The sequence below is a fragment of the Oceanirhabdus seepicola genome (assembly GCF_023684385.1).
GTDB lineage: Bacteria > Bacillota > Clostridia > Clostridiales > Clostridiaceae > Oceanirhabdus > Oceanirhabdus seepicola.
The window spans coordinates 1,637,578-1,651,873 of record NZ_JAGSOJ010000001.1; the positions used below are offsets into that span (position 1 = coordinate 1,637,578).

Here is a 14,296-nt window from a genome sequence, read left to right on the forward strand (position 1 = left end):
CACCTTCTTAACTTGAAAATTCATTACTACTAACAAGCATTGCATTAGAAACTGAATCCATTCTTTGTAGTTCATTTATAAATGAAAATTCACCATTTTTAATTCTTAATTCAACTGTAAGTTCGATATTGTTACTATTCACAATTTTTGATTTAACAAAATACTTATCCACTGTAGACTTAATTTTATCCAGAATGTGTTTCTCTGCGGAATCATCTTTAAAACTTATTAATAGAATATATGGAGTATCATTCTTAACATTCTTTGTTAAGACGAAAATAATTACTCCTACTACAAGTGAACCTATAACTGCTAACAAGTAAAACCCTGCTCCTATAATTATTCCTGCTGCTATTGACCAAAACATAAAAACTATATCCATCGGATCTTTAATAGCACTTCTAAAACGAACGATACTCAATGCACCTACCATACCTAATGATAGAACAACATTTGAAGTTACTGCTAAAATTACTAATGAAGTTACCACTGTCATCATAACTAATGCAATGTTAAAACTTTTTGTATATACAACACTCTGATATGTTTTCTTATACACCTGGAAAATAAACATCCCTATAATAAATGCTAAAAATAAATTTACTCCTATTGATAATGCCGATATATTTGTGCTATTCTGCAAGAAACCATCCTTTAAAATATCTTGAAAAGTTATCATAATTCTTCCTCCTAAGCATGGCAATTGAATGCCTTATTAAAAATCAATATTATACTTTCTTGATAATACATACTTTGATGTTGAAGCCTGGGTAACATGTCCCATTTGCATAATACTTTGTATATGATCTGAGATCACTCCATTAAATTTAATCTCAACTATCACCTGATTTGGATCAAGTATAGGTACGAAAGAAATATCCTCATTAAAGATATTAGTCTCCATATTTGCTGTTTTTACATTACGATCAAAGGTCACCCTCATATCTCCTACTGGATGAGTAAAAGCATCACGTTCATACTTAACTATTACTTTTGGTTTTAACAACTTATGTTTTATTTCACAGTAGAATTCTCTATAAAGGGACTCTTCTTTAGATAGTAAAAATTCAATATCTCCTCTGTATATCATCTGAACCTCTTCTTTTGATAATGGAACACCTTTCTTCATAGTCATTTGATTTACCTTAGATTTTCTCTCCAACTTTATAAATGAAAGATCATTATTATAATAACGAATTCGATATTTATGCCTTACTGCTTCTCCTTCAACCTTCTGTCTATATGCGTTATTATACATATCATCAAAATAAAGACTTGTTATGGCATATCCCTCATCACTGCTGTTAGAATCTCTTTTTAGAATCTTCTCTAACCGTTTGACTAGTACTTTATACTCAAGTTTATTAACCATATACTTTAATTCATGTCTCATTGTAGTCATTCCCCTCCTTCCTGTGCCACTAACTATATAGAATAAATGTCACAGAAATATAACAAGATTTATGAAAGTTAATAAAAATTCGTTATATAACTGTGACAATTATATGGGATAATAATATGTAGATAAATTAAAAATGGTTGGTGATATTTATGAATAAAAAAATTCTTATAGCTGATGATGAACTTCGTATGCGTATTCTCATCTCAGACTTTTTATCCCTTGAGGGTTATGAAATCCTAGAAGCACAAGATGGCAAAGAAGCTCTTGATATTTTCACCCAAGATCCTAATATACATTTGGTCATCCTTGATGTGATGATGCCCTACTTTGACGGGTGGCAGGTTTGTGAAAAAATCAGAATGAATAGCTCAGTGCCAATCATAATGCTCACTGCAAAGAATACTGAACCTGATGAACTTACAGGATTTAAATCTGGTGCCGATGAGTACATTACAAAACCATTCAGTCCTTCTATATTCGTAGCTCGTGTAAATGCTTTATTCAATAGAACTTACTCCCCTCTTGAGTCAGATATAATCATAAAAGGTGCTCTGAATATAAACACTAAACAGCACAAGGTTACTGTTCTTAATTCTCCTGTTACATTAAGCAGTACAGAATTTAAGTTGCTTACATATATGATTGAAAATGAAGGAAGTGTTCTAACTAGAGAGAATCTACTGGATCAAGTTTGGGGTTATGATTACGAAGGAACAGATAGAACCGTAGATACCCATATGAATAGACTTAGGATAAAATTGAAGAAAAGTGGTATTTATATAAAAACTATAAGAGGGTATGGTTATAAATTCGAGGTGATTGAATGAATTCAATAAAGAAAAAATTATTTTTCCAGATAGGATTATTAATAATTCTACTTATCAGTTTGTTAATTCTTGCAAATACTTATCTTTTTAAGCCCTTTTATACATCTAACGCAAAAAAACAGCTGATAACTTATTATGAACAGATTAACAATATTACCTCCTCAGAATATGATGCCTTCCTTAAAGATTTTATTTCCATGGAAAACACATCAAATATTGATATATTCATCGAAGACCCTATGGGAAAACTTCTTTATTCATCTAAATCTTATGCAATAGGTGAAGATATTGATGACTTAATGAAGCAAATACCTCCATTTAAAGATGGCTTTCATCCTCCACTTGATATTAAAAAAGAAGAGATTATTAAGGGGAATATAAAAGTTGTTTGGGCAGAAGATTTATTCATAGGTGCAGACTTTCTTCATGTAATGGGAACTCTCGATAATAATAATAGCTTACTTTTGAGACTACCTCTTATATCTATCGAGAAAAGTATTTCACTGGCAAATAATTTTTCACTGCTGGTTGGAGTAATATTATTTTTAGTTGGTATGTTCGTAGCTTATATTCTCTCTAAATCATTTACAAGACCAATTTTAGAAATGAATAAGACTACCAATGATTTAAAACATCTTAAATTTGATACTAAATGTACCGTTGAGTCAAATGATGAGCTAGGACAGCTTGCTCAGAGCATAAACGAGTTGTCCTTAGAACTAGATAGCACCATTTCTTCACTCAACATAAGCAACAAAGAACTTCAACAAGAAATAAAAGATAAAATCAAAATAGATGAGAAGAGAAAACAGTTATTGAATAATGTTTCACACGAACTTAAAACCCCATTGGCATTGATGCAAGGATATGCAGAAGGACTAAAGTTAAATGTGGCTAAGAATCACAATAGGGTGGATTTTTATTGTGATGTAATAATGGATGAAGCAAAAAAAATGAATCAACTTGTACAGAATCTACTTAATATCAATCAAATAGAATTTGGTGATACCTCTCTTCACAAAACTCAGTTTGAAATCGTTGAGTTTGTAGAGTACATTCTTGAAAAGTATCATGATAAATTTGAAGCTAATTCTCTCAATGTAAGCTTTAATTCTATATCTCCATCAATGGTTTTTGTTGATCAATTAAAGACTGAACAGATACTCACAAATTATATTAATAATGCAATTCAATATGTGGATAAGAACAATATTATCAACATAACTCTTGAAAACCTAAAGGATAAAATAAGAATTGAAGTTTATAACTCAAGTCAGAAAATCCCTGAGGAGGAGCTTGAAAAGCTCTGGGATAGTTTTTACAAAATGAATACGGCTAGAACAAGGGATATAGGTGGTCACGGTTTGGGGCTCTCAATCGTTAAGGCAATACAAGAAGCTACGGGGAATGCCTATGGTGTTAGGTCTGAAGATTTTGGTGTGTCATTTTGGTTTGAACTTGATAAGACACCATCTTAGAAAACAAAAAAACTGCTGAACTTGTCAGCAGTTTTTTTACTCAGATATACTCAAAAACACGTCCATTCCTGATATTTCTATTATATAGGGATCCCCCTATCTTTTACCATAAATTGTATAGGTATATACTTTTTCACCATCTTTAAAATAACTTTCATATTTTCCGCCTTTATCTAGTCCGTTTGATATCCTTTCATTAATTCCTTTATATTTGAGCTTTTCAATTTCTTCTTTCACATTATTTAAAATGAAATTTTTTTTGTATTTAACATTTAAAAAGCTATTAAAACTTGATTTTTTAAATAATATATATACTCCTAATAAAAAAGCATTGTCTTTTACATAATTATCAACTAATTTTAATAGAAAGTTATCATGCTCAAAGTTGTAGTTGCTAGTTCCTGAATAATCTATAAGAATATCCACTGAATTATCTTTTATAGGTATATCTAAAAAATCTGAACATATAAAAATCACTTTTTTTTGACAATCAGATTTTTGTAACATATTCTTCAAAAATCTATGTTTTCTAACATCATCATCCACTAATATATATATTGAATTATCAGGTAAATCACTATATATATATCTTAAAAAAAAGCCGAATCCTGAGCCCAGATCCAATATGACTTTATTTTCAAATTTCTCAAAATCAAGTTTTTTATAAATCCATTCTAAATTGCTATATACATTTTTAAGATAATCTAAATCAGTTTCAATTATATATTCACCTATAACATCATAATTAAACTTATCATCGTTATAATTTGATTCATTATTTACAAATAAAATTCCATCATCTATTAAATATTCCTCACCACATTCACATCTAAGTATTCCATTTAATATCTGATTATTTGATATACTTCCATTGAATAAAATTAAGGGTTTATTGCATTTTAAGCATTTAAGAATATCTAAAACTTTTATATCTATGCCTATTTCAAATTTATCTTTATATTCTTTTGATGAAAGATATTCCACATTGTGTTCAAGTTTTGATTTAATCACTAATAAATCCTCTATCTGTTGATTGACTTTTTTATACTTAGTGTTAAAAAAATCTTTAAAATAATCAATCTCTTGATAAGCTGTAAGCTTTCCAAGTTTTTTAAACATAAAAATTGATTTTATTTCATTTAAAGTAAAACTCATTTCCTTTAAATCAAAGATATCATTTAAATCCTTCTTGCATCTATTGTCAAAATCATAGTGTCCCCCAATTTTTTCTGGCATAATTAAACCTAAATCCATATAATATCTTATTGTATCTATACTAATATTGTTTTCAGTTGCAAATTTCCCTATTTTCATTTCATCACCTATATAAATTTTTATAATACATGGAAAAGTTTGTTCTTTTTTTATTATACCAGTTTTGCAATTATTATCCAATTAAGTTGTACCATCCCCAGTTTACTAACTTTATTCTTTACTCGTTTTTGAATGGTATTATAAATTTATATAGTTTATTTATAAAAATAAATTTTATTTTATTATTTTTTTCAAAAATCACTACATTTGATATTATTAAAATCACGCTACCCAATAGTTGTAATAGGTATACAGGAAAAATATCTATCAAAATTCCTGACAGTATCAATGCCACTGGTGCTATAGTTTTAACCATACTCATACCTAAACTTAGAACTCTACCTCTATATTCATCCGATATACTACTCTGTAAAATAGATAATAGGGGTATATCAATAAATGATATAGATACTCCAACTATGGACATAACTAAACAATAATAAATTAATATAGCTGTTTTATTTATAATAATATTGAATGGTAAAACAGGGATACAGAGCATGATAATACATATTGCAAGTACAAAGTTAGTTACTTTTAGAACTCTTTTATAATGTAAGTGTTCACTACTCTTAGCAACAAAAATAGCACCTATTATTAATCCTACTGGAAATGCTCCTTGAATTATACCAAATTTATTTGAGCTTAAATTCAAAATATTATTTATTATAAAGGGCAAGGGCACTGATATAGATAACCCTATAGAAAAATTAAGGAAAATGAGTACTATAAATGAGTTAATTATTTCGCTTTTACCTAACATATACTTAAAGCCTTGCTTCACATCGGCTATAAACTTAATATGCCTTTTGTCTTCATCATTAAGTTTTTTCTTGTTAAAATTAAAATCAATAAACATTTCAGAAATTCCAGAAAGAATAAATGATATACCATTAAAAGCTATAAATAGCTTTATGTCTACAAATGCAAACATTATTCCTCCTAACATAGGTCCCAAAATCGTTGATATTGAATCTATAATCTTACTTGTTGAATTTATACTTATAAGCTTATCATCAGAAACTATATTGGGTGTAGCTGCTGAAAAACTTGTATCTAATATAGTCGTAAAGCTGGTCATAATGAATGTACTGATATAAATTAGTGGAAGGCTCAATCCGTAAACTGAGCTTAGAAAAAATAATCCTATCATAAGCATTCCATTAAGCAAGTCCATTAGTACTACTAAAACTTTTTTGTTAAACCTGTCTGCCAATACACCACCAATGGGATTTATAATTATTATTGGAAGTGTACTAAAAACCAAGGTAGTTGCAAATGACAACCCTGATCCTGTGAGCTTAAGCACATATAGCCCTATAACAAATGCATAGGTGAATGAACCAAATAATGAAACAGACTTACCAAGGGAAAATAATATAAAATTTGACAGTTCTCTTTTACTAATAGAAATATTTAAATGTTTTTTTGATATACACATATTAAGGCCTCCTATCTTATAATTTAATTATAAATAGCAGACCTTACACTACATCAATAGGTAAATTAAATATTTTTTTGATGTAAATGACTCAAAGATAGAGTTAACCCTATCTTTAACTAAAGAGTAATTCTAAAGATTTTTTGATATATCTCTTTACAACTCTTCTTGTTCGTACAAAAAAAACTGCTGAACTTGTCAGCAGTTTTTTACTCAGATATACTCAAACGTATCTCTGCTCTTAAGAGAGCAGCTTTAGCTCGTTTAATATCAATGTCTTCACTTTTTTCTGTTAATCTTTTTTCTGCTCTTTCTTTTGCTTTTTTAGCTCTATCTTTATCAATCTCTTCTTTAAATTCACTAGATTCACATAAGATTTCTACTTCTTTATTATGGATTTTTAGTATTCCTTTTGATATGAAAAGAATCTTTTCTTCACCATTTTCACTTTGAAATCTTGTCTTACATGGAATTATCATGGTAATTAATGAAGAGTGATTCGCTAAAATTTCAAATTTACCATCACTATCTTCAGTAAATAACTTTACAACTTCTCCTTCAAAAACATTACTGTCATTTGTTAGGATTCTTAATTTAAAATTTTTCATTATAATCACCTAGAACAATTCTATTCTTCCATAATTTTTTTAGCCTTTTCAACTGCTTCATCTATACTTCCAACAAATAAGAAAGCATCCTCTGGCAAATCATCATGTTTACCTTCAAGAATTTCTTTAAATCCTCTAACTGTTTCTTCAACAGGTACAAATTTACCTTTTAATCCTGTAAATTGTTCTCCTACAGTAAACGGTTGTGATAAAAACTTCTGAACTTTACGCGCTCTATTTACTAAACGCTTATCTTCATCTGAAAGTTCATCCATACCTAATATTGCTATTATATCTTGAAGTTCTTTATATCTTTCTAAAACGTGTTTAACTTTAGAAGCAACTTCATAATGCTCTTTTCCAACTATTTCAGCATCTAATATACGTGATGAAGATTCAAGAGGATCTACTGCTGGATATATTCCAATCTCAACTATAGCTCTTGATAAAACTGTTGTAGCATCTAAGTGAGCAAATGTTGTTGCTGGAGCAGGGTCAGTCAAATCATCTGCAGGTACATATACAGCTTGTACAGATGTAATAGAACCATTCTTTGTAGATGTTATTCTTTCCTGCAGCGCACCCATTTCTGTCGCTAATGTTGGCTGATATCCAACAGCACTAGGTATTCTTCCTAGTAATGCAGAAACTTCAGATCCTGCCTGTGTAAATCTAAATATATTATCAACAAATAATAATACATCTTGACCTTTATCTCTAAAATACTCCGACATAGTAAGTCCAGTAAGCGCAACTCTCATTCTTGCTCCAGGCGGCTCATTCATCTGACCAAACACTAAAGCAGTTTTGTTAATTACTCCCGACTCTTTCATTTCATTGTATAAGTCATTACCTTCTCTACTTCTCTCTCCTACACCTGTGAATACTGAAAGTCCTCCATGTTGAACAGCAATATTATTAATCAACTCCTGAATTAAAACTGTCTTTCCAACACCAGCTCCTCCAAATAAACCTATCTTTCCGCCTTTTGGATATGGAGCAATTAAATCTAAAACCTTAATACCAGTTTCAAACATCTCTGGAGTCAATGCTTGTTCTTCGAAGCTTGGAGCTTCCCTATGTATAGAGTGTCTTTCTTCAGTCTCTACTTTTTCGCCACCATCTATAGTATTACCTAATACATTAAATAATCTTCCCAGTGCTTCTTCGCCTACGGGAACTGTTATTGCGCTACCAGTATCATAAGCTTTAAGACCTCTTCTTAATCCTTCTGTACCTTCCATTGCAATACATCTTACAATATCATCACCAATATGTTGTTCAACCTCTGCAATTACTTTTCTATCGTCAATCTCTATTTCTATAGCATTATATAGACTAGGTAATCCATGAGAATCGAAACGTATATCAATTACAGGTCCAATGATTTGAACAACTTTACCAATCTTATTTTCCATACTATTCACTCCAACTCTACAGCTATTTTAACGCTTCTGATCCACCAATAATCTCACATATTTCATTAGTAATACTACTCTGTCTAATACGATTGTATTTTATTTTCAATTTATCTATTAATTCATTTCCGTTCTTCGTTGCATTATTAGTCGCTTCAATTCTAAAACTTTGTTCACACATTCTTGAATTAAGCATACAATTTAATATTTTTTGACTTAAATAATATTCTACTAATTCATCACAATCTATATTATTGGATATTTCAATTACTTCATTTGTATTCTTTTCATATTTATTATTATCTTCTATATTAAAAGGTAATAATTTTTCAATTACCACTTTCTTCTCAATTGGAGTTACATATTTACAGTACACTATGTTTACTCTACCAATATCTTCACTATTATAGGTTGAAATAATTTTTCTTAAGACCATCTTTGATTCATTAAGGGTTGCTATTTCAGAAATTTCTACAAACTCAGCAATTGTTTCGTATTCTCTTCGTCTAAAATAATCTCTACCTTTTTGACCACAGACCAAAATATAAGGTTTTTCCTCATTATTTTTTATGTCTTGTTCTAATTCTGTAAAAATACCATTATTATATCCGCCGCACAATCCCATATCTGAACTTAATACTACGTACAAATCTTTTTTACTTTTCCTTGCTTTCATATAGTTACTGTCAAATTCTTCATTTGACAGTAACTTATTCATAGTATCCTTCATACTTTTATGGAATTCATTATTTGAATAGAGCTTAAGCTTACACTTTCTCATCTTCGAGTTAGCTACTACTCCCATTGCCTTTGTAATTTTTATAGTATTTTTAATAGACTTCATTCTTCTCTTAATACTAGATAAATTTGCAGAACCCATTTTTATCCTCCAAATTTAGAACTATTTCTCAAGAAATAGCTCTTTATATTCTTTAACTGCCTTGTTAATTAATTCTTTGATTTCATCAGTTAAATCTTTCTTCTCTGAAATCTTATTAAGAATAATACTATAAGAAGTATCTATAAACTGTAAAAATCCTTTTTCGAATTCTCTAATTTGCTCTACTGGTATATCCATCAAATGACCATTTACACCACAATATAGTATTATTACCATACTTTCTACTTGAACTGGTGAATATCTGTCCTGCTTCAGCAACTCATACAATCTCTTACCTTTTTCGAGTTTATTTTGTGAAGCCTTGTCTAAATCCGAACCAAATTGAGCAAATGCTGCCAATTCTCTATACTGAGCTAATTCTATTCTTAAAGTTCCTGATACCTTTTTCATTGCCTTGATTTGTGCATTACCACCAACCCTTGACACTGATATTCCAGCATTTATTGCAGGTCTAAAACCTGAGTGAAATAAATCTGATTCTAAGAATATTTGTCCATCAGTAATAGATATTACATTAGTTGGAATATACGCAGTAACGTCACCTTCAAGTGTTTCAATAATAGGAAGCGCAGTTAAAGATCCTCCACCTAATTCATCAGATAGTCTTGCCGCTCTCTCCAGTAATCTTGAGTGAAGATAGAATACATCTCCTGGATAAGCTTCTCTTCCAGGTGGTCTCCTAAGAATTAATGACATTGTTCTATAGGCAACTGCATGTTTTGATAAATCATCATAAATTATCAATGCATCCTTACCTTGGTGCATGAAATATTCTCCCATACTACATGCTGCAAAAGGAGCCATATACTGCATAGGTGCCGATTCTGAAGCTGTAGCAGCAACAATCGTCGTATAATCCATAGCACCTGTTTTTTCAAGAGTATTGTATATTTGTGCTACAGTAGATCTTTTCTGTCCAATAGCAACATAAATACAAATAACATCTTTTCCTTTTTGATTGATAATTGTATCTATAGCAATTGAACTCTTTCCAGTCTGTCTATCTCCAATAATTAACTCTCTCTGTCCTTTTCCTATTGGAATCATACTGTCTATTGCCTTAATTCCTGTTTGAAGAGGTTCACTAACAGATTTACGTTCTATTATGCTTGGAGCTTCAACCTCAACAGGTCTTCTTTCAGATGTTAGAATTTCTCCTTTACCATCTATCGCCTCTCCTAAAGGGTTAACAACTCTTCCAATTACCTCTTGTCCTACTGGAACATCAACAACTCTACCGCAACGCTTAACGATATCTCCTTCTTTTATCTCCTCGTCATGTCCAAAAATAACACAACCAACATTATCCATCTCTAGATTCAAAGCCATTCCGTAAACATTATTTGGAAATTGTAGAAGTTCGCCTTCCATGCATGATTTAAGTCCATACACTCTAGCTACACCATCACCTATTTGGATAACAGTTCCACTATCAATATTCTCCATTCTGTTTTCGTAGTTCTTTATCTCTTTTTTAATTATAGAGGTAATTTCCCCAGGCTTTATATGCATAGAATCACCTCATCTTTCTATTTGTTACAAAGTCTTTTATTTCTACTAATTTATTTTTTATTGTACCATCCATCACATTATTGCCTACTCTTAAATAAACTCCACCTATTAAGCTTTTATCTATTTTCTCAGATAATATTATCTGCTTGTCATAAATATTAGAAAGCTTATTTGTAAGGTTCTCCCTCTCCTCTTGCTCCAAAGGGATTACAGTTCTTACTTCTGCAGTTAAAGAATTATGTCTTTTAAGATAAATTTTCTTCATCTCTTTAAACTTTTCTTCTGCAAATTCAATACGGCCTTTATCAATTAATATTAGTAAAAAAGATAAAAGATGGTCATCAATCTTCCCTTTAAACATTTTGATAAAAATGTTTCTTTTCTCTTTTGTACTTATATCTGGATGGCTAATAAGTGTTTTACATTCCTCATTATTCTTAAATAAATGGACTATATCTTCAAAATCCTTAAGAAATTCATCCACCTTACCTTTTTCTTCTGCCACATTATAAAGGGCTAAAGCATATCTCTTATCTAAAAACTCATACATTATATAGTCCCTACCTTAGATATAAAATGTTTTATCATTTTCTTTTGACTTTCTTCATCTAAAGAGTCCTCTAATACTTTTTCACATATTTCAACACTTAAATCTATAGCATTTCTCTCGATTTCTCTATTAGCTCTAGCCTTTTCAAGCTGAATGTCAGTAGATGCTTTATCCATAATTTGCTTCGCTTCTTCTTTAGCTTCATTTGTTATTTTTTCTTTATTCTTTTCAGCATCCATCTTATATTCTTCGAAAATACGAATTGCTTTATCTTTTATTTCCTTCATTTCTTGTTCAACACTATTTTTTTCATCAGCAACAGCTTGTCTTTCTTCTTCAATTCCATCGTAAGAATTCTTTATTTCACTTTGTCTATTTTCAACAAAATTATTTACCTTATCAAAGAAAAACTTCTTCAAGATGAAAAACAAAATACCAAAGTTAATTATGGCGGCTATGATGTATTTTAATTCAATATCCAATGTATCACCACCTATCAAAATTCAATATAACTATTTCTAATTTCCAATTAATAACCTCGAACCAAAAATCAGCATATTATGATAATCCCTCACTCCTGGTTACTAATCACAAATAAACTTTTTTTCTTTTCCCTTAATGTACACCAACAAATATTAACATTAATGCTACTAATAAAGCATAAATTGCAGTAGCCTCTGATAACGCTCCACCTGCGATTAATACCTTTAATATCTTATCAGTTGCTTCTGGTTGTCTTGATACACTTTCAACAGCTTTAGCAGTAGCTTTTCCTGTACCAAGTCCCCCTCCTATACAACCTAATGCAGCAATACCCGCAGCAATTGCAGTCATACCTAAAACAAATGAATCACTCATTTTATATTCCTCCTTATAGTTAAATAATTTTTTTTATATTTATGTATCGCGTCCAAACATAGTTAAAAATTGCAAAGCAACAAATTACTTACTGGAAACCTGATACTTAATACCTAATACCTAATTTAGTGTTCTTCAATCATTTTAATATTTAACATAGTTAACAATACAAATATCACCATCTGCAGTGTGCCATCGAATAAATCAAAATAGGCATGTAGTGGTATTGGTATTAGTAACATAGCTGGATTAAATATACTTCCCAACCCTTCATAAACTATTTCCATTATTAACGTAGCAGCAAAAATGTTACCAAACAATCTCAAACTTAAGGAAAAAGGAAAAACAATTCTTTCAACAATATTAATTGGTAACAATACAGGCAATGGCTCTGCATATCCTTTAAAGTACTTCATTATTCCTAGTTTCTTGATTGCATTGGCTTGAATAACTACAAAACTAATAAGACCAAGTCCTAAAGCAACATTATAATCCATTGTGGGAGGCTTAATGCCAAATAGTCCCATTAGATTCAAACATCCTAAATAAATAATTAACGTACCTATGTATGGTATATATTTTTTATGACTCTTACCCATATTTTCAGTTACAGCATTGTTTATTTTTTCTACAATTGCTTCTACAACTACTTGTCCCTTTTTAGGAAACTTTTTTAAATTTATTGTACTTATAATAGCTACTAAACTTATTAGTAAAATAACAACCCACTGAATAAATAAACTTAAAGGTACTTCAAAATTAAAAATACTAAATAATACTTCACTCTCCATCTTCTTCGCCTCACTAATCAATATTTATACCGTAAAGTATTAAACCGATAAATTGGCAGGTATATCCTCCTATATAAGCTAATACACCACCGGCTCCAAACCTATATGTATATACTCCTAAAAAAGCAACAACAGTTATGCGTAAAATCTTTGTTATAATGCTGAGCTTTCTAGTTCTTCCTTGACTCTTAAATGTATTGCAAGTAGAAACAGCGTTAAAAATCAAATTTACCAGCGCTATTGTCAAACCTATTAAGAACGGAAAAAAATACTGTCCTTTAAGTATCAATACTATCAATCCAATTCCTAATCCTGCAAACAAATCATATAACAATAACTTCTTTAAAAAACTGCTCAACTCATAGTTCAACGCATCAACCCCCAAATTCACATGTAAGTCACATCCAAATAAATTTAGATACTATCAAATATTAAATTTCCATAAATTTTAATTTATGGATTAATTTGTTAGCTTAGGCAATAATAGATACATAGCGCTTGTACAAAATACCTTTTTTTTCCTACATTCATGATTATTTGCTACTCACATCAATAAAATATACTCCAATAAAACTCAAAAGTCAAATTTTTTCTCATTATTATCTAAAATACACTTACAATCAAATTTATGTAAAACTACTATATAAATCTCTTTGTAAAATTTACCCTATAGAGTAAACACTATAAAAAAGTCTCCCCTATAGGGTACTTTTATGTATAATGAAATAAATAGAGCGCTTAAGTAGGAGTTGGTCATATGAGTAAAAAGTTATTTCCCGAGGAAGAAATAAAATTATTATCTAAGAATAAATATGTTAAAAAAGTAAGTAGAAAAAGAATCTAGAAAATCTCCTATAAGAGTATTCGAAGAATGCGGATTCGATATAGATGTTATTGGACTCCATCGAATTAGGTCATCTGGTAAGAGATGGCGTGCTTCATATAGGCAAAATGGTGTATGTGGATTGTGTGATACAAGAAAAGCGAATGAAAAGAACTTATCTCTAGAAGAAAAATATGCTCGCCTAGAAGCACAAAATAAATTATTGAAAGCATAGAACTACTTGCTAAAAAAGCTAGATATAATGGAAAGAAAAAAATGTACCCTATAGAGTAAACACTATAAAAAAGTCTACCCTATAGGGTAGTTTTATGTATAATAAAATAAATAGAGCGCTTAAGTAGGAGTTGGTCAT

Annotated in this window: 15 protein-coding genes and 1 pseudogene; 3 read left to right on the forward strand and 13 right to left on the reverse strand. The window is 30.1% G+C overall.

The genetic code is table 11. The features are described 5' to 3' along the window. Nucleotides 1-7 precede the first annotated feature (7 nt). Both KDK92_RS07250 and KDK92_RS07255 read right to left on the reverse strand, forming a co-directional pair. A complete protein-coding gene (locus KDK92_RS07250) occupies nt 8-679 on the reverse strand; it encodes a DUF4956 domain-containing protein (RefSeq protein ID WP_250858529.1) in 672 nt (223 codons plus the stop codon). Nucleotides 680-715: 36 nt separating this feature from the next. Next, nucleotides 716-1,393, reverse strand: a complete 678-nt coding sequence (locus KDK92_RS07255) for a polyphosphate polymerase domain-containing protein (protein WP_250858530.1) — start codon at nt 1,391-1,393, stop codon at nt 716-718. Nucleotides 1,394-1,551: 158 nt separating this feature from the next. Between KDK92_RS07255 and KDK92_RS07260 the strand changes: the two genes are divergently transcribed. Beyond that, nucleotides 1,552-2,229, forward strand: a complete 678-nt coding sequence (locus tag KDK92_RS07260; protein WP_250858531.1) for a response regulator transcription factor — start codon at nt 1,552-1,554, stop codon at nt 2,227-2,229. A gap of 197 nt (nt 2,230-2,426) precedes the next feature. Then, the gene (locus KDK92_RS07265) at nt 2,427-3,707 is read left to right on the forward strand and encodes a sensor histidine kinase (RefSeq protein ID WP_250858532.1); all 1,281 of its coding nucleotides are present in this window, start codon (nt 2,427-2,429) and stop codon (nt 3,705-3,707) included. Between the two features lie 96 nt (nt 3,708-3,803). On the opposite strand, the gene KDK92_RS07270 is transcribed toward KDK92_RS07265, so the two are convergent. From KDK92_RS07270 to KDK92_RS07320, 11 genes are all read right to left on the reverse strand, one after another. Further along, a complete protein-coding gene (locus KDK92_RS07270; RefSeq protein ID WP_250858533.1) occupies nt 3,804-5,102 on the reverse strand; it encodes a MerR family transcriptional regulator in 1,299 nt (432 codons plus the stop codon). Between the two features lie 37 nt (nt 5,103-5,139). Next, nucleotides 5,140-6,462, reverse strand: coding sequence for an MFS transporter (locus KDK92_RS07275; protein WP_250858534.1), 1,323 nt, complete (start codon nt 6,460-6,462; stop codon nt 5,140-5,142). Nucleotides 6,463-6,671: 209 nt separating this feature from the next. After that, nucleotides 6,672-7,070: an ATP synthase F1 subunit epsilon gene (gene atpC / locus KDK92_RS07280; protein ID WP_250858535.1), complete on the reverse strand. Its 399-nt coding sequence runs from the start codon at nt 7,068-7,070 to the stop codon at nt 6,672-6,674. Between the two features lie 20 nt (nt 7,071-7,090). Then, nucleotides 7,091-8,488 (reverse strand): F0F1 ATP synthase subunit beta, encoded by a 1,398-nt coding sequence (gene atpD / locus KDK92_RS07285; protein ID WP_250858536.1) that lies wholly within the window; start codon nt 8,486-8,488, stop codon nt 7,091-7,093. A 22-nt stretch (nt 8,489-8,510) separates the two neighbouring features. Further along, a complete protein-coding gene (gene atpG / locus KDK92_RS07290) occupies nt 8,511-9,368 on the reverse strand; it encodes an ATP synthase F1 subunit gamma (RefSeq protein ID WP_250858537.1) in 858 nt (285 codons plus the stop codon). A gap of 21 nt (nt 9,369-9,389) precedes the next feature. Further along, nucleotides 9,390-10,901 (reverse strand): F0F1 ATP synthase subunit alpha, encoded by a 1,512-nt coding sequence (gene atpA, locus KDK92_RS07295; RefSeq protein ID WP_250858538.1) that lies wholly within the window; start codon nt 10,899-10,901, stop codon nt 9,390-9,392. A gap of 4 nt (nt 10,902-10,905) precedes the next feature. Further along, nucleotides 10,906-11,451, reverse strand: a complete 546-nt coding sequence (locus KDK92_RS07300; RefSeq protein ID WP_250858539.1) for a F0F1 ATP synthase subunit delta — start codon at nt 11,449-11,451, stop codon at nt 10,906-10,908. Then, nucleotides 11,451-11,933 (reverse strand): F0F1 ATP synthase subunit B, encoded by a 483-nt coding sequence (locus KDK92_RS07305; protein ID WP_250858540.1) that lies wholly within the window; start codon nt 11,931-11,933, stop codon nt 11,451-11,453. The genes KDK92_RS07300 and KDK92_RS07305 overlap by 1 nt, the downstream gene beginning before the upstream one ends. A 133-nt stretch (nt 11,934-12,066) precedes the next feature. Continuing rightward, nucleotides 12,067-12,309, reverse strand: coding sequence for an ATP synthase F0 subunit C (gene atpE, locus KDK92_RS07310; RefSeq protein WP_250858541.1), 243 nt, complete (start codon nt 12,307-12,309; stop codon nt 12,067-12,069). A 125-nt stretch (nt 12,310-12,434) separates the two neighbouring features. Continuing rightward, nucleotides 12,435-13,100: a F0F1 ATP synthase subunit A gene (locus KDK92_RS07315; RefSeq protein ID WP_250858542.1), complete on the reverse strand. Its 666-nt coding sequence runs from the start codon at nt 13,098-13,100 to the stop codon at nt 12,435-12,437. Between the two features lie 13 nt (nt 13,101-13,113). Further along, nucleotides 13,114-13,470 carry a hypothetical protein gene (locus KDK92_RS07320; protein WP_250858543.1) on the reverse strand — a complete coding sequence of 119 codons (357 nt, stop codon included), beginning with the start codon at nt 13,468-13,470 and terminating at the stop codon, nt 13,114-13,116. 387 nt (nt 13,471-13,857) lie between these two features. Between KDK92_RS07320 and KDK92_RS07325 the strand changes: the two are divergent. Then, nucleotides 13,858-14,155: pseudogene (locus tag KDK92_RS07325) on the forward strand (IS3 family transposase); the annotation flags it as partial. Nucleotides 14,156-14,296: the final 141 nt, after the last annotated feature.

Coding starts and splice junctions, on each gene's coding strand:
- KDK92_RS07250 (WP_250858529.1), bottom strand. CDS start 679: ATGATAACTTTTCAAGATATTTTAAAGGATGGTTTCTTGCAGAATAGC.
- KDK92_RS07255 (WP_250858530.1), bottom strand. CDS start 1,393: ATGAGACATGAATTAAAGTATATGGTTAATAAACTTGAGTATAAAGTA.
- KDK92_RS07260 (WP_250858531.1), top strand. CDS start 1,552: ATGAATAAAAAAATTCTTATAGCTGATGATGAACTTCGTATGCGTATT.
- KDK92_RS07265 (WP_250858532.1), top strand. CDS start 2,427: ATGGAAAACACATCAAATATTGATATATTCATCGAAGACCCTATGGGA.
- KDK92_RS07275 (WP_250858534.1), bottom strand. CDS start 6,462: ATGTGTATATCAAAAAAACATTTAAATATTTCTATTAGTAAAAGAGAA.
- atpC (WP_250858535.1), bottom strand. CDS start 7,070: ATGAAAAATTTTAAATTAAGAATCCTAACAAATGACAGTAATGTTTTT.
- atpD (WP_250858536.1), bottom strand. CDS start 8,488: ATGGAAAATAAGATTGGTAAAGTTGTTCAAATCATTGGACCTGTAATT.
- atpG (WP_250858537.1), bottom strand. CDS start 9,368: ATGGGTTCTGCAAATTTATCTAGTATTAAGAGAAGAATGAAGTCTATT.
- atpA (WP_250858538.1), bottom strand. CDS start 10,901: ATGCATATAAAGCCTGGGGAAATTACCTCTATAATTAAAAAAGAGATA.
- KDK92_RS07300 (WP_250858539.1), bottom strand. CDS start 11,451: ATGTATGAGTTTTTAGATAAGAGATATGCTTTAGCCCTTTATAATGTG.
- atpE (WP_250858541.1), bottom strand. CDS start 12,309: ATGAGTGATTCATTTGTTTTAGGTATGACTGCAATTGCTGCGGGTATT.
- KDK92_RS07315 (WP_250858542.1), bottom strand. CDS start 13,100: ATGGAGAGTGAAGTATTATTTAGTATTTTTAATTTTGAAGTACCTTTA.